Here is an 18,557-nt window from a genome sequence, read left to right as displayed (position 1 = left end):
CCTACCATGGCAGATCGTGACGGCCTCATCTGGCTGGACGGCGAGATGGTGCCATGGCGCGAGGCCACCGTTCATGTACTGACGCACACGTTGCACTATGGCCTGGGGGTGTTTGAAGGCGTGCGTGCCTACAAGGCCGAGCAGGGCACGGCGATCTTCCGCATGCAGGAACATACCGATCGCCTGTTTCGTTCGGCGAAGATCCTGAACATGCCGATGCCGTTCGACAAGGTCACGGTCAACGAGGCGACCCGCGCCGCGGTGCGTGAAAACAATCTCGAGTCGGCCTACATTCGGCCGATGTGTTTTTATGGTTCCGAGGGCATGGGCCTGCGCGCCGATAACCTGAAGACGCACGTCATGGTCGCGGCCTGGGAGTGGGGTTCTTATCTCGGTGCCGATAACATGAAGAATGGCATCAAGGTTCGTACGTCCTCTTATACCCGTCACCACGTCAACATCGCCATGTGCAAGGCCAAGGCGAATGGTAATTACATCAACTCCATGCTTGCCCTGCAGGAGGCCCTGGCCTGTGGTTGTGACGAGGCGCTGTTACTCGATGTCGATGGTTTTGTTGCCGAGGGCAGTGGTGAAAACTTTTTCATGCTGCGCAATGGCGTTATCTATACCCCGGAGCTGACTTCGGCGCTGGAAGGCATCACGCGCGAGACCATCGTGCAGATCGCCAATGAGTGCGGTTACGAGGTGCGCGAAAAACGCATCACCCGTGATGAGGTCTATGTCGCCGACGAGGCCTTCTTCACCGGCACCGCCGCCGAGGTGACGCCGATTCGTGAACTCGATGGTCGCCCTATCGGTGAGGGTTCACGTGGGCCGGTAACCGAACGTCTGCAGTCGCTGTATTTCGACTACGTGCACGGGCGCCGTAAAGAACATCAGGACTGGCTGACAACGGTTTAATTTAATCCCCTCCCATCGAGGGAGGGGGATAAAGAATTTATTAAAATAAAATAAATCGAGTTCCGGAGGAGAGAACATGGCTGAGGCGCAAAAGAGTTTGAACGCGAGTAAGGTACACACTCACTATGAGATCACGCGCGGTGAGTTGCCCCTGCACTGTCCGATGCCAAACCAGTCCTTATGGAACTCCCATCCGCGCGTATTCCTGCCGATTGAGGAAACCGGAAAGGCCAAGTGCCCTTACTGTGGCGCCGAATACATCCTCAAGGATAAATAAACTATTCACGTTCTACGCCGTGGCACACGCGGGGTCTGACGATTAGCCGCATCATGTCTGCTATACCTGCATCAAATATTCTCGTTGTTGGCCCATCCTGGGTCGGCGACATGGTTATGGCACAAAGCCTGTTCATTACCCTCAAGCAACAGCAGCCCGATTGCCTGATTGATGTGCTCGCGCCGGCCTGGTCACGGCCCTTGCTGGAACGCATGTCCGAGGTGAATGCGGCGATCGACATGCCACTCGGTCATGGTGAGTTTGGTTTTGGCAAACGCCGTCGCCTGGGCGTGGCGCTGCGTGCAAACAATTATTCACAAGTCATCGTCCTGCCGAACTCGTGGAAGTCGGCACTGGTGCCATTCTTTACCGGTGCGCCAACGCGCACCGGTTATGTTGGTGAATTTCGTTACGGCCTGCTCAATGACGCACGCAAGCTGGATAAGACAGTGCTTAGCATGACGGTGCAGCGCTTTTGTGCGCTCGCCTATGCCGCCTATGCCGCCGATGCCCCGCAACCGCCGCCGATACCAACACCGGTCTTGTCCATTTCTGATGAAGGTGTTGAGACCGCGTTAAATAAACATGGTTTAAACAACGCGGAAGCGATCCTGGTCCTTTGCCCCGGGGCCGAGTACGGCCCGGCCAAGCGCTGGCCGGAAGAATATTATGCCGAGGTCGCACGCTACTGGTTAGATAAGGGTGGGCAGGTGTGGTTATTTGGTTCGAATAAAGATGAGCCGGTGACGACGGCGATCAATATGCTAACAGAAAACCGTTGCGTGGATCTTGCCGGACGCACCTCGCTGGGTGAGGCGATAGACCTCATGTCACTGGCGACGCACGTGGTGAGTAACGATTCCGGTCTCATGCATGTGGCGGCCAGCCTGGGTCGTTCACTGGTGGCGATATACGGTTCCTCCGATCCGGGTTTCACCCCACCCCTGAATGCCCAGGCAAGAGTATTGCGCCTGGGGCTGGATTGCAGCCCATGTTTCAAGCGCGAATGCCCGCTCGGCCACCTGAAGTGCCTGAAAGACCTGCTCCCCGCACGGGTCATCGACGCCCTTGAGTCAGCGGTATGAGTGCCGGTATGAAGCCCGACAAGGCCATCGAGTTAAAAAATATTCGGCGCATTGCCGTGCTGCGCCTGTCGGCACTCGGTGATATCTGCATGGTCGTGCCCGTCATCCGCACCCTGCAACAGGCCCTGCCGCAGGCACAGATCACCTGGATCATTTCCCGCCCGGCGTATAATTTAGTCGAGGGCCTGGATGGCGTAGAGTTCATCGTCATCGACAAGCCGCGCGGGCCCGGTGATTATCTGGCCCTGCGCAAGCGACTCCAACACGAACGTTTTGATGTGTTACTGGCCATGCAGGCCGCCTTGCGCGCCAACCTGATCTACCCGCTGATCCAGGCGCCCTTGAAGATCGGCTTTGATGCCCGGCGTGCCCGCGACCGGCAAGACTGGTTCACCAACGCCGCCATCCCCTTTGCTAATGAACACCTGCTGGACAGTTTCCTCGCCTTTGCGAAGACCCTTGGTATAGAAAACACCGTCATCGACTGGCGCCTGCCTATCGGCGATGCCGAGCGCGACTGGGCGCGACAGCAACTGGCCGGTGGCACCGGGCGCGTCGTGATCGTAAACCCGGCGGCGAGCAAGGCCGAACGTAACTGGCCGGCCGAGCGTTATGCCGAGGTGATCACGCAGCTGCAGGCAAGGGGCGCGCAGATCATTCTCACCGGGGGCGCGAACCCTGAAGAGGCTGCGCTTATCCAGGCCATTGAAAGGCAGCTGGTAATACCGATAAAGAATCTCGCCGGCCAGACCCATCCCAAGCAACTGGCCGCGCTGTTAGAGGCCGCCGATTGTCTATTGGCACCCGACACCGGCCCGGTGCACATGGCCGTGGCCGTGGGCACCCCCGTGGTCGGTCTGTATGCCGTGGCACCGTCATGGTTGTCGGGGCCGTACCGGCAACGCGAGTATGTGATTGACCATTATGATCAGGCCGTGCGCGAGATCCTTGGCAAGGACCCGCAAACCGTCAAGTGGGGTACACGTGTGCACGATGCACGCGCCATGCAATTGATCACGGTCGATGAGGTCCTCGAACGCCTCAGTGCCGTGCTTGAGGGGCCAGCGCTATGAATGTTGGCATGAGCGGAGATAAACCTTACAAACTGGCCTTTGCCGTGTCACTGTTTTTTGAATACGGCGGCATGCAACGCAGTCTGTTGCGTATCGCGCAGGAATGCGTGTCCCGTGGTCACGAGGTACATATCTTTACCGGTGGCTGGATCGGCGAGCGTGATGACAGCATTCACGTACATGAGCTCGATACGCGCGCCCTGACCAATGTCCGTAGTAACGACCGCCTCGCCCGCAGGCTGGCCGAAGAGATAAAACGTGACGGTGGCTTTGATGCCGTCATCGGTTTTACCAAAATACCCGGGCTGGATGTCTATTATGCCGGTGACCCCTGTTACGTCGAGCGCATCAGGCAGACTCGTCCGTGGTGGTATCGCCTTACGCCACGTTACCGTGGTCTGCGTCGCCAGGAGGCGGCTGTTTTTGCAAAGGGCCTGGACACCGAGTTGATGTTGATCGCACACAACGAGCAGCAATATTTTATGCATTATTACGGCACCGAGGCGGCGCGTTTTCATCTGCTACCGCCGGGTATCAACAAGGCACGTTTTGAAAACGTGCCGTTGGCAGAAGACATTGCCCTGTTACGTGCCCAGCTCGGTGTCGCCCAGAATGAAAAGATGTTGTTACTGGTCGGGGCGCGCTTTAAGACCAAGGGCCTGGACCGGGCGCTGGCGGCGATCGCCGCCCTGCCCGTTGAACAGCGTGAACAGGTCCGCTTTGTCGTCGTTGGCGGTGACAAGCAGGGCCCCTACCGCAGGCAGGCTGAGCAGCTCGGCATCATGGACCGAGTCGTGTTTACCGGTGCGCGCGAAGACCTGGTACGGTTCTATCATGCCGCCGATCTGCTTGTGCACCCGCCCTATAGCGAAAATACCGGTACCATCCTGATCGAGGCCATGCTGTGTTCGTTACCGATCCTGGTTACCGATAATTGCGGCTTCGCCTACCACGTGCGCGATGCCGGGGCCGGCAGGGTATGTCCAGAACCGTTCAGCCAGTCACAGTTTAACCGGCTGTTAAGTGAGATGATCGCCAGCGAGCAGTTAGGGGAGTGGGCCGCGAACGGACCGAAATATTGTCAGCAGACCGATTTGTACAGCCTCATCGAACGCGCCGCCGATGTCATTATCGCGCGCGCAGCCCGTAATAGGGAGGTGGCATGACCTACCTGCGTGATGACCTGAAGGCCCTGTTCCCGGAACGCACGGTCGAGGCGTTCCTCGCCATCGACGGCGAGACCGTCAAGCAGGAGGTGGCCTCACGCCGCACCTACCGCTTCGAGCGCGGTGGCCACGCCTTTTATATGAAGGCCCACTTCGGGGTCGGCTGGCGTGAGATCGTCAAAAATCTATTCCAGCTGAAACGCCCGGTGCTTGGCGCAGAAAACGAATGGCGGGCGATCCGCCGTTTTGAACAGCCCGAGGTCGGAATCGAGACCATGCGCCTGGCGGCCTGTGGCAAGCAGGGCTGGAACCCGGCGCGGCAGCGCTCATTTATCATGACCGATGCGCTGGATGACACGGTCGACCTCGAGCATTGGCTGCCGGAGCTGGGGCAGTGGCCAAACCGGGCCGAGCGCCTGCGCCTGAAGCGGGCGATTATCCGTCGCCTCGGTGACATCGGCCGCCGCCTGCACGGCAGTGGTATGAACCACCGCGATTTTTACCTGTGCCACTTTCGTCTCGATATGAGCAAGGCCGCGCCGCTGCCGAATGTGGACGACCTGCATATCTATTTAATGGACCTGCACCGGGTCGAGCAGTACAAAAAACTGCCCGAGCGCTGGGCAGTGAAGGATATCGCCGGACTGCTGTATTCGGCCCTGTACGACAGCAAGGGCATTGCCCTTAACCGAAGTGATATGATCCGCTTCATTGAAGCCTATACGGGGCAGCACTGGCGTGAGGCAATGATAGACCGCCGTGATTTCTGGCGACGGGTGTTGCAGCGTATTATGCGCACCTATAAAAAAGACAAAGGTGTGGTCGCACCGTTACCAGCTTGTTTACAGGCATGGTATGAGCAAAACAGTAATATTAATGAGGCAAAGTAATGAGCGAGACTGATAAAGACGTGCCGAATCTGGAGTTCTCCGAGAAGTACACGGATGAACATGCACGCGCCTATTTTCACAAGCACATGGATGGCTTTTGGCGGAATCTTTCAAACAAGCGCGAGATCAGCATCGCACGCAAGGCCCTGAAGCTGGCGGGTCATCCCAGGACGGTTCTGGACCTGCCATCCGGTACCGGGCGTTTCTGGTCCATGCTGGCCGAAGACGAAGGACGCAAGCTGTATGCCGCCGATTACAACCAGAGCATGCTCAACGTGGCTCTGGAAGAGCGCCCGCGGGAAATCACCCGCCGGATTGAAACCTTCCAGGCCTCGGCCTTTGATATCCCGAAGCCGGATAACTTTGTTGAATGCATATTTAGCATGCGCCTGTTGCACCATATCGGGGAACGCGAAGACCGTATGAAGATGCTGCGCGAGTTTCACCGCGTCACCTCGGATACCGTAGTCGTATCACTGTGGGTGGATGGTAATTACAAGGCGCGCAAGCGCGCCAGGCTAGAACAGCATCGTCGACACAAGAAGTATCAAAACCGTTTCGTGCAGCCACGCGAGAGCATCGAAGCGGAAATGCGCGAGGCCGGTTTTGAGATCGTTGATCACGTCGATTTCTTAAAGTATTACGCCATGTGGCGTATCTATGTCTTGCGGAAAAAATAACAAACAATGCAAGACTATCAGGCGGATAACTGGAAAGCATTTCTGGCAAACAATGGCCTTAAGAGTTTCGATGACTGGTGGCAACGTGAAGCCGACTGGTTTGAAGAACCCAATTACCGGCGTGGTGGCTGGAGTGGTGTGAGTCGGCTGGAACTAAGGGCGACAGATGGATCAACACGCGTAGTATTTCTCAAGCGCCAGGAAAATCATGTTGCAAAAACGCTCTTGCATCCATTGCGCGGGGTACCAACATTTGTTCGGGAAATGCACAATATCCTGCGACTAAAGGAGGCGGGTGTTGCTGCCCTGGAGCCTGTTTATTTTGCAGTACGGACAATAAATGGTGCACAACGCGCAGTGTTAGTGACTGAATCACTTGACGGCTTCACGCCACTTGATGAAATCTCAACGGGTGAACTTGAACATAGTGCGCGTCGTCAGCTTATCAAGGCCGTTGCGACCCTGGTTCGGCGCTTGCATGCGAAGAATTTGCAGCATAATTGCCTGTACCCGAAACATATTTTTGTCAAACAGACAGGGGCTGGTTTTGAGGCGCGCTTGATTGACCTGGAAAAAACCAAACGACGCTTGTTTGAGCGTACGGCCATGGTTCGTGATCTGGATTCGCTTAATCGGCACACACATAATTGGTCGTCAGCAGACCGCTTGTTCTTTTTACACAGCTACCTGCACAGTGAAAGCTTAACAAGTGCTGTGCGGAATCTTTGGTCACAGCTGCTTGAACGCAGGAAAAAACGTTATAAAGCCCGTGAGGATAAAAATCACTGATGCAGGAAGCGTCACAATTGTGGGATTCCGGTTATACCCCAATACTGCCATTAGGTATCGATCTGCCTGATGGGAGTCATATCACCTGTGACGAAGTTGTGCGTGCGATGCCCGGGCGGCGTTATGTTTGTCGTGGTAAATGGGGTGAGCGTGACGTCTTTATAAAATTGTTTATGCAAGAGGCCCGAGCCACACGGGAATGGCAGAATGAGCAGCGCGGCATAGGTAAGTTGGAAGAGAAGGCGATTGCCGCGCCGAAATTACTCTTGAGCACAAGTCTGACACAACCTGCCGCCCATGTGCTTGTCTATGCCGCACTCGAGCAGGTGCAGAGCAGTCGTGAGCGCTGGGAAAGTGAGGATGATGAGGGTCGTCACCAGTTGCTTGAAGAACTGGTAGACCTGCTGGCAACGCATCATGCCGCCGGTTTGCGACAACAAGACCTGCACATGAGGAATTTTTTATACAGTGGTTCAATACTGTATACGCTGGATGCCGCTGATATTGAGATCAACCCTGGTGAATTGAACAAACAGGCGTCAGTGGAAAATCTTGCCGCCCTGTTTGCCCTGCTCAGGCCGGAATACGATCAGTGGTTGGCGGAGTTTTATGCCCGCTATTGTCAACATCGGGGTTGGCAGGTGGACCCCCATGATGAAGCCAAACTGCTGGTCGAAGTCCGGCGACAACGTCGTTATAAGCAAAACAAGTTTCTCGATAAGGTCTTCCGCCATTGCACGGCCTTTGTCGCCAACAAAACCTGGCGACGCTTCCATGTTTATGACCGCCATGAAGATAAGGCCCTGTTTCGTGAACTGGTGAGCAACCCGGACATCCTGCCGGTGACGGCACACCGCAGCATACTCAAGGCCGGTAATACCTGTACGGTGACATCGGTCCGGATTGGGCAACAACAGCTGGTTTGTAAACGTTATAACATCAAGAATATCTGGCATGGCCTGGGTCGCGCATTTCGTCCGAGTCGCGCCTCGAGGTCGTGGCGTAGTGCACATCGCCTGCTCATGCACGGCATTGCCACGGCCAAGCCGTTGGCACTGATCGAGAATCGCTTCGGCCCCCTGCGCGGGACGGCCTGGTTTATTATGCAGGCAGTTGAAGGGCCAAGTGCCCACGAGTTTTTTCGCGAGCCGTCGGTCAGTCAGGCGGAACAGTTTTCGATAGCCAGCCAGTTTGCGGAGATGCTAATCATTATGCGCCGGGAACAGATTAGCCATGGTGACATGAAGGCGACCAATTTTATGATCAGTGATGGCCGGTTAGTCGTGCTGGACCTGGATGCCCTGCGTCAGCACAGGAATAAGAGCTGTTTTGAGTACGCTTTTCGGCGCGATCTGCGGCGTTTCTTCCAGAACTGGGGTGACTTGCCCGAGGTGGCCGAGCAGTTCCGCGAGGTTTTCAGTGCGGCGGGCCTGCAGGCCGACCTGCCGGCGGAATAAATGGCTCAATTATCAGGACATTTTGCTGTATTATGCCGGTCTCGTTTGACCGTTTTTTGCAGCACGAACAGGCACTAACATGATTATCCTCGGTATTTCCGGTGCAGTATTCCACGATGCCTCCGCGGCATTGTTCATCGATGGCAAGTTGGTGGCCGCCGCTGAGGAAGAGCGCTTCATCCGCGACAAGCACGCCAAGGGCCGTTTTCCCGTCGAGGCGGCACGCTTTTGTCTCGAGCAGGCCGGCATTCGCCCGGACGAGGTCGATATTGTCGCCATGCCCTATGCGAAAATTGGTTTGTTTAACCCAGCGCGCTGGCACTATGCCATGCGCCACTGGTATGCCCCGGACCGTGCCCTGACCGCGATCTTCAATGGCAACCGCCGTTATCGTCGTAACGTGCGCATGGCGCATGACATGATGCGCGAGATCGGTCTTGACCCGCGTCACGTCCGCCTGATGCCGGTCGAACATCATATGACCCACGCCAGTAGCGCCTACCACCTGAGTGGCTTCAAGGAAAAGACCGCTGTCATCACGATCGATGGCAAGGGTGAGTATGCGACGACCATGTTCGGCTATGCCGAGAACGGCAAGATCCACAAGATAAAAGAATTCTACGACCCGGATTCACTCGGCGGACTGTACGGTGCATTGACCGAATACCTGGGTTTCGAGATGCTCGACGGCGAGTTCAAGGTCATGGGCATGGCGCCGTATGGTGACCCGACGCGTTTTGATTTCTCGCGCCTGATCGATTTCGATGGCAAGAACTTCAAGATTAATACCGACTACGCCAACGTGGTTGGCCTGCGTCGTTACAAGAATGATGGCAAGAGTTATTTCTTCACCCAGAAGCTGATCGACTGGCTCGGGCCGATGCGCAAGGGTGATGAGATCGACGATCCCTATATTGATTACGCGGCGAGTATTCAGGCCCTGCTTGAAGAAGTGGCGCTGAAGCTGATCGATTACTACGTTGGTGACATCATCCGCGAGACCGGCAAGGTTTGTTATGCCGGTGGTGTGGCGCTAAATGTAAAACTCAACCAGCGCATTATCGCCATGGATGGGGTGAAAGAATTATTTGTACAACCGGCCGCGAACGATGCCGGTACCGCACTCGGTGCGGCCTCATTTGTGGCCGTACAAATGGGCGAACAGGTCGAGCCGATGCAGCACGCCTATCTTGGCCCGTCCTACAGCAACGAGCAATGCATAGAGGCCTGCCGGCAACACGAAAAGGCACCGGAATACATCGTGCTGGAGGATGCCCCGGCCAAAGCCGCCGAGTTGCTGGCCGAGGGGAATCCTATTTCCTGGTTCCAGGGGCGCATGGAGTTTGGTCCACGTGCACTGGGCAACCGCAGCATCCTTGGTGACCCGAGCCATCCGGGTGTAGCGGACCGCATCAACGCACAGATCAAATACCGTGAACGCTGGCGCCCGTTCTGCCCAAGTATGCTGGACCGCGTCGCGCCGGAGATCCTGCAAACCGATCATCCGTCACCGTATATGACCTTTACTTTTGATGTCGCCGAATCATGGAAGTCGCGCATCCCCGAGGTTGTGCATGAAGACGGCACGGCGCGTGCGCAGGTGGTGACGAAGGCAACCAACCCGCGTTACTACCAGCTGATCGAAGAGCTGGAAAAACGCACCGGCAACGGCGTGGTGTTGAATACCTCGTTGAACCGTCGTGGCGAACCAATGGTCTGTAGTCCGAAGGATGCGCTGGATATGTTCTATGGCTCGGACCTCGAATACCTGATCATGGAAGACATCATGATCACCAAGCACGGCGTTTAAACATAGTTCAATGAAGGCGCTTGTCATCATCAGTCGTGATCGAGACAAGGCCAGTACCCGTTTTCGGTTCGTGCAGTACGAGGCCATGCTGGCCGAGCACGGCATCAGCCTGGATTATGTCAGGCGCGATGCGATTGATGCGGCCATGCTGCAACGCCTGGCCGACTATGACGTGGTCATTAACCAGAAGTGCCTGATGCAAAAACGCCTGGCGGCGAAGGTGATCGCAGCAAGCAAGCGCCTGGTGTTCGATATGGATGATGCGATCTGGACCCGGTCGGGGCGTACGCACTCCTGGTTTACCGTCTGGCGGGTAAAGGCGCGCCTGAGGCAATGGCTGGCGGCGGCCGATGTGGTCACGGCGGCGAATGATTACCTGGCCGGTTATGCGCGACAGTTTTCTGCGCGGGTGCAGGTCATCCACATGGCACTGGATACCGGCCAGTGGCAACCGGCTGAAAGAACAACGCGCGCCGAGGTTGTCATGGGCTGGGCGGGATCACCGGCGACCCTGAAAAACCTGGAACACATCGGCCCGCAATTATGCGAGACACTCGCGGCCAATCCGTCATTAAGACTGGCGGTGTATTGTGGCGTACGGCCCACATTGGATTGCGAGTTTGCCTACACGCCGTTTGCCCCGGGCACCGAGGCGGCCTTTGTGCAGCAGCTGGATATTGGCCTGTTGCCCTTGCCCGAAGACGATGCCTTTACCCGCGGCAAGTCACCGATCAAGGCCCTGCAATACCTGGCCTGCGGTCTGCCGGTGGTGGCACAGGTGCGTGGGGCAACGGCGGAAATACTCGATGCCTCGAACAGCCTGCCGGTGAAGCAAGACTCTGACTGGCGTCGCGCCATCGAGACCTTGCTGGCGGACAAGGCACAGCGTGAAAGACTGGGCAGGGCGGGCAGAGAGTTTGTTTTACGCGAACATGATATGCACAAGACGCTGGAACAGATCGTAACTATCTTGCGCGGCAAAGAATAAACGGGAAAGGAACATGGCAAAACTACTCTGGTCACTGATGCGTAAGACTGCGTTCAAGAACAAGGGCAACCTGGTGAGCCTGGATGATCATTACCAGGTTATGGCCGGCTTGCTTAAGGGCAAAGAGGTAAACGGTATCCTGGATGCGGGCGCGAGCACAGGACGTATCACGGGAAAATTTCTGAAGGTCTTTCCAACGGCCCGGGCCTATGCCTTTGAACCACAGCCCATGTACCGCGAGCAGCTAACAAGCTTAGCCGAACAGGACTCGCGCATCCGCCCGCAATTTCTCGCCCTCGGTGAACGACAGGGTAGCCTTGAGTTGCAGATCACAGCGTCGGCGGGCTGCACCTCCTTATTCAAACCCAGTGCCCGCATGCAGTCCATGTACCCGGACGAGGCCGCTATCAAGGAAACCGCGACGGTCGATGTCGTCGCCATTGATGACTGGCGTGCGCAGCAGGGTAACCCGGGCATCGAGGTCATGAAATTCGATATCCAGGGTGGCGAACTCGCGGCCTTGCGCGGTGCCCAGCAAACCCTGCGCGAATCCACGCTACTGGTTTATACCGAGATACTGTTTAACCCGCTTTACGAGGGTGGCGCACTGTATAGTGAGATCGACCTGTGCCTGCGGGAGGCCGGGTTCATGCTGTATAATCTGTACAAACCGAAGACGGACGAAAATGGCATGTTGATGTGGTCGAATGCGATCTTTGTGCATGCCGGACGGCTGGGTTTGTAACAGCATTTAATAAGGTAAAAAAGTTAACGCTATGCTTAAACATTGGTTCTACAGCCTGCTATCGGCCCGACATTTCCGTTATGGCATTAAAGTCTTACGAGATCTCGAGCGAAAACTCATTTCACGCGAAGCACGTTTTGCGATCCCGTTTGCCTATCGTGGCAAGGGTTATTATCGAATCATTGAACCGCGCCAGAACCCGTTCGAGATTGAATCGCTTTACAAGGCAGTCTGTGAACTGGACGCAAAACGCATACTTGAAATAGGTACGGCGCGGGGCGGCACCTTGTATCTATGGACGCAGGCGGCGGCACCTGATGCGACACTGGTTAGTGTCGATCTGCCTGGGGGAGACTTTGGTGGCGCTTACCCGGCATGTCGTGTGCCTTTTTACAGCGAGTTTGCCCGTGAACAACAAATCATGCATCTGATGCGAACTGATTCACACCAGCCGGAAACGCTGGATGAAGTTAAAAGATTGTTTGCCGGCCATGAGATCGACTTTGCCTTTATTGATGGTGATCACACCTATGAAGGTGTTAAACAGGACTTCGAAATGTACGGGCCGCTGGTACGCCCAGGCGGCTTGATCGGTTTTCACGATATCGTTGATCGACCCGAGGTCGCAGGTCTTGATGTGCACCGGTTTTGGCTGGAACTGAAGGAAAAGTACGATACCGTTGAGTTTATCGGCCCCGAGGGTACAGGCAAAAAGATTGGTATTGGCCTGGTACGGGTAGGTAGCGAAGGTATTCGCTAGTCACTTCGTGACTACCTCAGGCATCAAGGCTTGTGTCCTGCAAGACCTTTTCGCACTCCAGTTCTTCAAAGACCTGCTTGATACGTTTTAATCCCTTGACGCGCTTGTGTTTGCGGATGCCGAGCTCGGGATTCAATAACATGGTGGCGTGATTCAGGTGCACCATGTAGTCGATGAGTTCCTCGGACGGGATGAACTGCATGACGTGACCGTGTTCAACGAGTTTTTTGTGCAGGATACGCCCGGCGGTATCATTCTCCTGCGAGAACTTCAGGCCATATTTGCGGATCAGGTCGGTGCGGTACAAGGCACAGTGGCTACGCAGATAGAGAAAATTATCGCCCTTGCCCTCGAGTTTGCCGTAGCCTTTGCCGACCAACGGAAAGTAGAAGCTCTGCCACTTGTATTCGATACGCTTGAGCACACGCTTGATCCACGGCTTGACCTCAAGCTTCCACGAGCCGACCCCGGCAATGTTGTCATCGGCCTTGATCCGGGCGAGCAGGAAATCCAGCCAGTCATGACGGCGGACAAAGGTGTCGGTGTGCATGGAGAGTACATAGGGCGTGGTCACACGCTCCATGGCCTCATCCAGGGCGTGTGAATGCGACAGCGGACCGCTTTCATCCTCATAGTTGGGGCGTTCAATCAACTCGATCCAGCTCAGCGAGCGTAAATAATCCAGCGACGCATCACCGGAGGCATTGTCGATGGCAATGACATGGATACGCGAGGTGTCGGTGTACTTGCGCAACAGGCGCAGGCAGATCTTCGTGATCTCCGGCGTCTTGTAATTCGGTAGCAGGATGGTGACTTCGGGCTTGGACATATTCGAATATTATCTTAAATGTAAGAAAAGACTTATAGCGTTTAAATTTTGTCTAGTATAGCATATAAAACAACTGGTTATATTGGTTTCCAGGATGCTTATTAGTAGGGATAGAATTAACAAAATGCAATCCGTTATACGTGTACTTACCCGTAACCCCGCCTGGAGTGCGGCGATACTCAGTCTGCTCATCTCCACTTGGAATATTATAAGTGATGATCTGATCAATAGTGACGGTATTCTCTACATTGAGGTTGCCGGGCTACTCCTTGAGGGTGACTGGCAGGCGGCGATAGCGCGTTATAATTGGCCCTTCTATTCAGCGCTGATTGCCATCATGAGCAAGATCAGCTTTTTGAGCCTTGAAACTTCGGCCTATGTGCTTAATGTAACATTACAGGCGCTGCTGGCTTATGTATTTGTCCGCTGCAGCCAGGTGATGGGCGGTAATCGATGGGTAGCGACCTTTGCTGCTATTCTGCTACTGACGAATGTCACGCTTAACGGCTACCGCGACCTCATTATCCGCGATTTTGGTTACTGGGCCTTTTTCTTTACCGCCCTGTATTTTTTCCTGCAATACCATCGCACGAGACTTGTTAAATATGCATTAGGCTTTAGCATCAGCGTACTAATAGCAACCCTATTTCGTATAGAGGGGATAGTCTTTGCATTTATGGCGCCGTTGATATTTTTATTCCAGACAGGTAACTGGAAGCAGCGTGTTTATCGGTGTGGATGGACATTGTCCCCACTAATAGTATTAGGTGGTCTGGCAGTGACCACTGCATTATTGACGTCTTCTTCCCTGCTTGAGCAAGGACGCTTATTTGAACCTCTCTTTTATTTAAAAACGACCTTGCAAGGCATATCGCAGGGTATTGTTGAGAAGGGCAGGCTCATAGAAGAGGTTGTGCTTGATGTCAATGCCAGAAATATGGGCACAAAGAGTATGCTCGCGATTCTGGTTATGATGTTTGTGCTAAAAATCATTTCAGCGAGTGGCTATATCCCATTGTTCTTCTCAATATGGGCCGGCCTCTCTGCTCGAATTCGAAGCAGTATGACGGGTGTAAATGTCATTATCGGCTTTATGGCGATTAATGCCTTGGTGCTGGCAACGGTGCTTATTAGTCGAACATTTTTAACGCCACGCTATGCAATGACCTTTGCACTGTTAATGACTCTGCTTGCGGCATTTGCTTTGGCAAGTTTCTTCCGTACTGAGGTGCCAGTTGCAGGACATAGACGTTCTGTATGGCGACGACGTGGGCAGATATTGATCGTTGTTGTTCTGGGTTATATGTTTCTGGATGGCGTCACGTCATTCAGCTCAAGCAAGGCCTATATCCGCGAGTCGGGTATTTGGCTGAAGGAAAATGTCGCGGCAGAGGCGCGTCTTTTTTCAAATGAAGAAGCCGTATATTATTATTCAGGGCGAACCATGAACCAGGACGTTATTTCATCCGCCCTTACCGCAACACGTCTTGCACAGCTGCCACCTATAAATCTTATGGAACTAAGATCCTTTGATTATGTGGTAATGCGGATCGGCCGTAAACAAACCGGCTTTGAAGAAAAGGTTATTGCCTGGGCGGGTAGTCAGCCGATCCATCGTGCCGCCAATAAACGTGGCGACGCGATACTGATTTTTAAAGTACACAAGTAGCTTATTTCACTGCCGGCAGTTCATAGTCATGCGGCGGGCCACGCCGGTCGAGGTACGCCTTTACCTCATAATAAAGTTTTTTCACATCTTTTTTACCGGCATGCGGGCCGAGGTAGGCATGCAGCCAGCGCAATTGTTGTTTGACGCTGAGATAGTGCCCGGCGAGTCGGCCGAGCCTTCCGAGGTCAATGATCACCGAACGCCTTTTGCGCAGGCGTACGTGCGCGGCGCGCGGGCAGTCGATCCAGATCGGGTGCCAGCCGTCTTCGTCATGGCGCAGGAGAATATTTTTCCACTTCAGGTCGTGGTGAAAGAAACCCGCCGCATGCATTGTCCTTACCTGTGTACACAGGCGCCCAGAGATTTGTGTATACGTCGCCGATCTTTCCGGTTCAGGCATAGCAAACCACTGGTCACGGGCAAACTCCATAAGGTTGATAGTATCGGGTATTTCTTTGGTGACGATGAAGGCGGCAAACAGGGTGCCACGGCGACGTTGTTCACCGTAGGCAACGACCTCCGGGACTTCCATACCATGGCGGTGCAGAAAGGCATAACCAAAGACCTCAACCGCGGCCTTGCTCGGTAGCATCCAGAATTGCGGGCGCGGAATGTCATAGACATAACGCTTGAAGTAACCGACCTCACCATTATCCAGTTCCACCCGGTAACAATTGGTGATCGGTGAACCACCGGAAATGAATTGCCCCGGACTCAACCGCGCCCAGTTATTTCCCTTGGCGACGCCAATTTTTTCGAGCGCGTGCCGCCAGCCTTCGGCATACCAGATTTTTTCACCATGAAATACATGTGCACAACGACGAGTCGGGATCATGTCTTGACTCGTTTGCGACGCACCCGGCGTTTACGTTTCGGGTAAGGGCGTGCTTCACCCTCGGGCCGGGTCTTGAAACGACGGTGCACCCACAGGTATTGCTCCGGTTGGCGGCGGATCTCTTCTTCAATAATTTCATTAATGCGCGTCGCATCGGCAACATCGTCACCGCTCGGGAAACCCTCCAGTGCCGGCAGGATGCGTAGCGCGTAACCGCTGCCATCCTCGAGGCGTTGCTGGAAGAAGGGCACCACGGGTGCGCCGCTGATCTTCGCAAACCGTGCCGTGGCGGTGATCATGGCGGCAGGCTTGCCAAAGAACGGCGCAAAGACACTGTGCCGGCGGCCATAGTCCTGGTCCGGTGCATACCAGACCGGCATGCCGGCCTTGAGGCTGCCGATGATATGGCGGATGTCCTGGCGCTCATGGGCGCGCTCAAAGTTTTTTTCCCGGCGGGAACGCATCACGGCCTCGAACAGGGGATTGCGGTGCTCACGGTACATGACATGAAAGGGGCGGTGCAGGGCCAGCAGGCGGCCACCGAGCTCAAGGCTGGTGAAGTGAGCACTGAGCAGGATGGCACCCTTGCCCTGTTGCAGGGCCGCCTCTAGGTGTGGCAGGCCTTCGATGTGCTGTAGTCGCTGCAGCCGCCATGCCGGTGTCCACCAGGCCATGGCGGTTTCAATCGTTCCTTTGCCTAGCGAGTCAAAGTGACGGTGCAGCAGGTGTTGGCGCTCGGCTGCGCTCAACTCCGGGAAACACAGTTCGAGGTTGATCTCGGCAATCCGCCGTCGTGCCGGCACAAGCCGGTACATAAACCAGCCGAGCAGGCTCCCCAGTCCCATTTGCAGGCGGTAGGGCAACTGCGCGGTCAGCCACATCAGGCCAAGGCCCATCCACAACAACCCGTAACGTGGGTGCAGGTAGCGTGAAGGCTTGAAGGTGGTTTTTGCAGTACTCACGGTATCGGGTCGGTTTGGTTCACAAAGCGTGTGATTCTAAGCAGCCTGCGGCCCTATGACAAATCGTCGCCTCGGGGTCGCTTTTCACTCCAGAGGCTGTGCTATTATAGGCACAAATTATCAATGACGACCGATATTTACGGCCAATATGTCAAAGAACACGAAAGTTAGTCTGCCCGATTTCTCCAAGGCACATGTGCTCGTTATCGGCGATATCATGCTGGATCGCTACTGGCACGGCGATACCTCGCGCATCTCGCCCGAGGCGCCGGTGCCGGTGGTACGCGTCGCCGATGCCGAGGAACGCCCCGGCGGGGCCGCCAATGTCGCCCTCAACATCGTCGCCCTCGGCGCCAGTGTCACCCTGCTCGGCGTCACCGGCAACGACGAACCGGCTGATACCCTGCAACAGCGCCTCGAGGATGCCGGGGTCGAGTGCCACTTCCTGCGCCTCACCGGCCAGCCGACTATCACCAAACTGCGTGTACTCAGCCGTCACCAGCAGCTGATCCGCCTGGATTTCGAGGACGGTTTCGCCGAATACAACCCGGAGGACCTGCTCCTGCAGTTTCGTACCTACCTCGCCGATGTCGATGTCGTGCTGCTCTCGGACTACGGCAAGGGCACCCTGCGTGGCGCCCCGGCCCTGATCGAGAGCGCCCGTACGGCCAGCAAGCCGGTGCTGGTCGACCCGAAGGGCATGGACTTTGACCACTACCACGGTGCCAGCCTGATCACGCCAAACCTGTCTGAATTCGAGGGCGTGGTAGGCCCCTGCGCGGACGATATCGACCTGGCCGAACGTGGCGAGGCGCTGTGTCGCCGTCTCGGGCTCGACAGCCTGCTGGTCACACGCAGCGACAAGGGCATGAGCCTGCTGCGCCCGGCCAATGTCCCCGTGCACATTCCCACCCAGGCCCGTGAGGTCTATGACGTCACCGGTGCCGGTGATACCGTTATCGCGGCGCTCGCCGCGAGCATGGCCGCCGGCCAGAGCGCCGAGCAGGCCATGAGCATCGCCAACCTCGCCGCCGGGATCGTGGTCGGCAAGCTCGGCACGGCCACCGCCAGCGTCGCCGAGATCCGCCGTGCCCTGTATAGCCAGCAGACCGGTAACCGCGGCAGCATGGATGAAGACAGCCTGCTGCAAATCGTCGAGGATGCCCGCGCCCACGGCGAGCGGGTCGTCATGACCAACGGCTGTTTCGATATCCTGCACGCCGGCCACGTCGGTTATCTCGAGGCCGCCCGCAAGCTCGGCGACCGCCTCATTATCGCCGTCAATGACGACGACTCGGTGCGCCGCCTCAAAGGCGAAGAACGCCCCATCAACCCGCTTGAACAACGCATGACCGTGCTGGCCGGGCTCGGCTGTGTCGACTGGGTCGTAGCGTTCAGTGAAGACACCCCCGAGCGCCTGATCTGCAAGCTCCTGCCCGACCTGCTGGTCAAGGGTGGCGACTACCGTCCCGAAGACATCGCCGGTGGGCAGTGTGTGCAGGACAACGGCGGCGAGGTCATCGTCCTCGATTACGAAGAGGGCGTCTCGACCACACGCATGGTCGAGGCCATCCGCGGTCAGGTCAGTGAAGGCAGCTGAAATCATTTTTCTGGAGTGAGT

Annotated in this window: 18 protein-coding genes; 15 read left to right on the top strand and 3 right to left on the bottom strand. The window is 55.9% G+C overall.

What is annotated here, in order from left to right:
* Window positions 1–6: 6 nt before the first annotated feature.
* The 13 genes from EL386_RS14300 (at window position 7) to EL386_RS14240 (ending at window position 12,641) form a co-directional block, all read left to right on the top strand.
* Window positions 7–921, top strand: a complete 915-nt coding sequence (locus EL386_RS14300; RefSeq protein WP_126457383.1) for a branched-chain amino acid transaminase — start codon at window positions 7–9, stop codon at window positions 919–921.
* 76 nt (window positions 922–997) lie between these two features.
* On the top strand, window positions 998–1,198 hold the full coding sequence (locus EL386_RS14295; RefSeq protein ID WP_126456899.1) for a zinc-finger domain-containing protein: 201 nt from the start codon (window positions 998–1,000) through the stop codon (window positions 1,196–1,198).
* A gap of 53 nt (window positions 1,199–1,251) precedes the next feature.
* Window positions 1,252–2,283 (top strand): lipopolysaccharide heptosyltransferase II, encoded by a 1,032-nt coding sequence (waaF, locus tag EL386_RS14290; RefSeq protein WP_126456898.1) that lies wholly within the window; start codon window positions 1,252–1,254, stop codon window positions 2,281–2,283.
* A complete protein-coding gene (locus EL386_RS14285; RefSeq protein WP_197722109.1) occupies window positions 2,280–3,356 on the top strand; it encodes a glycosyltransferase family 9 protein in 1,077 nt (358 codons plus the stop codon). The genes waaF and EL386_RS14285 overlap by 4 nt, the downstream gene beginning before the upstream one ends.
* Window positions 3,357–3,364: 8 nt before the next feature.
* Window positions 3,365–4,522: a glycosyltransferase family 4 protein gene (locus EL386_RS14280; RefSeq protein ID WP_172597742.1), complete on the top strand. Its 1,158-nt coding sequence runs from the start codon at window positions 3,365–3,367 to the stop codon at window positions 4,520–4,522.
* A complete protein-coding gene (gene rfaP / locus EL386_RS14275) occupies window positions 4,519–5,412 on the top strand; it encodes a lipopolysaccharide core heptose(I) kinase RfaP (RefSeq protein WP_126456896.1) in 894 nt (297 codons plus the stop codon). Before EL386_RS14280 ends, rfaP begins: the two co-directional genes overlap by 4 nt.
* Window positions 5,412–6,092: a class I SAM-dependent methyltransferase gene (locus EL386_RS14270; RefSeq protein ID WP_126456895.1), complete on the top strand. Its 681-nt coding sequence runs from the start codon at window positions 5,412–5,414 to the stop codon at window positions 6,090–6,092. The genes rfaP and EL386_RS14270 overlap by 1 nt, the downstream gene beginning before the upstream one ends.
* A 6-nt stretch (window positions 6,093–6,098) precedes the next feature.
* The gene (locus tag EL386_RS14265) at window positions 6,099–6,881 is read left to right on the top strand and encodes a lipopolysaccharide kinase InaA family protein (RefSeq protein ID WP_126456894.1); all 783 of its coding nucleotides are present in this window, start codon (window positions 6,099–6,101) and stop codon (window positions 6,879–6,881) included.
* Complete coding sequence (locus tag EL386_RS14260) at window positions 6,881–8,338, top strand: lipopolysaccharide kinase InaA family protein (protein ID WP_126456893.1); 1,458 nt, start codon at window positions 6,881–6,883, stop codon at window positions 8,336–8,338. The genes EL386_RS14265 and EL386_RS14260 overlap by 1 nt, the downstream gene beginning before the upstream one ends.
* 79 nt (window positions 8,339–8,417) lie before the next feature.
* Entirely contained in the window at window positions 8,418–10,148 is a 1,731-nt protein-coding gene (locus EL386_RS14255) for a carbamoyltransferase family protein (protein WP_126456892.1), read from the top strand.
* A gap of 10 nt (window positions 10,149–10,158) precedes the next feature.
* Entirely contained in the window at window positions 10,159–11,136 is a 978-nt protein-coding gene (locus EL386_RS14250) for a glycosyltransferase family 4 protein (protein ID WP_126456891.1), read from the top strand.
* Window positions 11,137–11,149: 13 nt separating this feature from the next.
* Window positions 11,150–11,881 carry an FkbM family methyltransferase gene (locus tag EL386_RS14245; protein WP_126456890.1) on the top strand — a complete coding sequence of 244 codons (732 nt, stop codon included), beginning with the start codon at window positions 11,150–11,152 and terminating at the stop codon, window positions 11,879–11,881.
* Between the two features lie 31 nt (window positions 11,882–11,912).
* Window positions 11,913–12,641, top strand: coding sequence for a class I SAM-dependent methyltransferase (locus EL386_RS14240; protein WP_126456889.1), 729 nt, complete (start codon window positions 11,913–11,915; stop codon window positions 12,639–12,641).
* Window positions 12,642–12,657: 16 nt separating this feature from the next.
* On the opposite strand, the gene EL386_RS14235 is transcribed toward EL386_RS14240, so the two are convergent.
* Complete coding sequence (locus tag EL386_RS14235; RefSeq protein WP_126456888.1) at window positions 12,658–13,470, bottom strand: glycosyltransferase family 2 protein; 813 nt, start codon at window positions 13,468–13,470, stop codon at window positions 12,658–12,660.
* 124 nt (window positions 13,471–13,594) lie between these two features.
* Here EL386_RS14235 and EL386_RS14230 point away from each other — a divergent pair, with 124 nt between their 5' ends.
* Window positions 13,595–15,139 carry a hypothetical protein gene (locus EL386_RS14230; protein WP_126456887.1) on the top strand — a complete coding sequence of 515 codons (1,545 nt, stop codon included), beginning with the start codon at window positions 13,595–13,597 and terminating at the stop codon, window positions 15,137–15,139.
* Between the two features lies 1 nt (window position 15,140).
* Here the strand turns inward: EL386_RS14230 and EL386_RS14225 are convergent, their stop codons facing one another.
* Entirely contained in the window at window positions 15,141–15,974 is an 834-nt protein-coding gene (locus EL386_RS14225) for a lipopolysaccharide kinase InaA family protein (RefSeq protein ID WP_126456886.1), read from the bottom strand.
* On the bottom strand, window positions 15,971–16,936 hold the full coding sequence (lpxL, locus tag EL386_RS14220) for an LpxL/LpxP family Kdo(2)-lipid IV(A) lauroyl/palmitoleoyl acyltransferase (protein ID WP_232020211.1): 966 nt from the start codon (window positions 16,934–16,936) through the stop codon (window positions 15,971–15,973). The genes EL386_RS14225 and lpxL overlap by 4 nt, the downstream gene beginning before the upstream one ends.
* 148 nt (window positions 16,937–17,084) lie before the next feature.
* Here lpxL and hldE point away from each other — a divergent pair, with 148 nt between their 5' ends.
* Window positions 17,085–18,536: a bifunctional D-glycero-beta-D-manno-heptose-7-phosphate kinase/D-glycero-beta-D-manno-heptose 1-phosphate adenylyltransferase HldE gene (gene hldE / locus EL386_RS14215; protein WP_126456885.1), complete on the top strand. Its 1,452-nt coding sequence runs from the start codon at window positions 17,085–17,087 to the stop codon at window positions 18,534–18,536.
* The last annotated feature ends 21 nt before the right edge of the window (window positions 18,537–18,557 follow it).

Source organism: Sulfuriflexus mobilis, from assembly GCF_003967195.1.
Taxonomy (GTDB): Bacteria; Pseudomonadota; Gammaproteobacteria; order AKS1; family AKS1; genus Sulfuriflexus; species Sulfuriflexus mobilis.
This window is presented reverse-complemented; position numbering and strand designations above follow the sequence as displayed.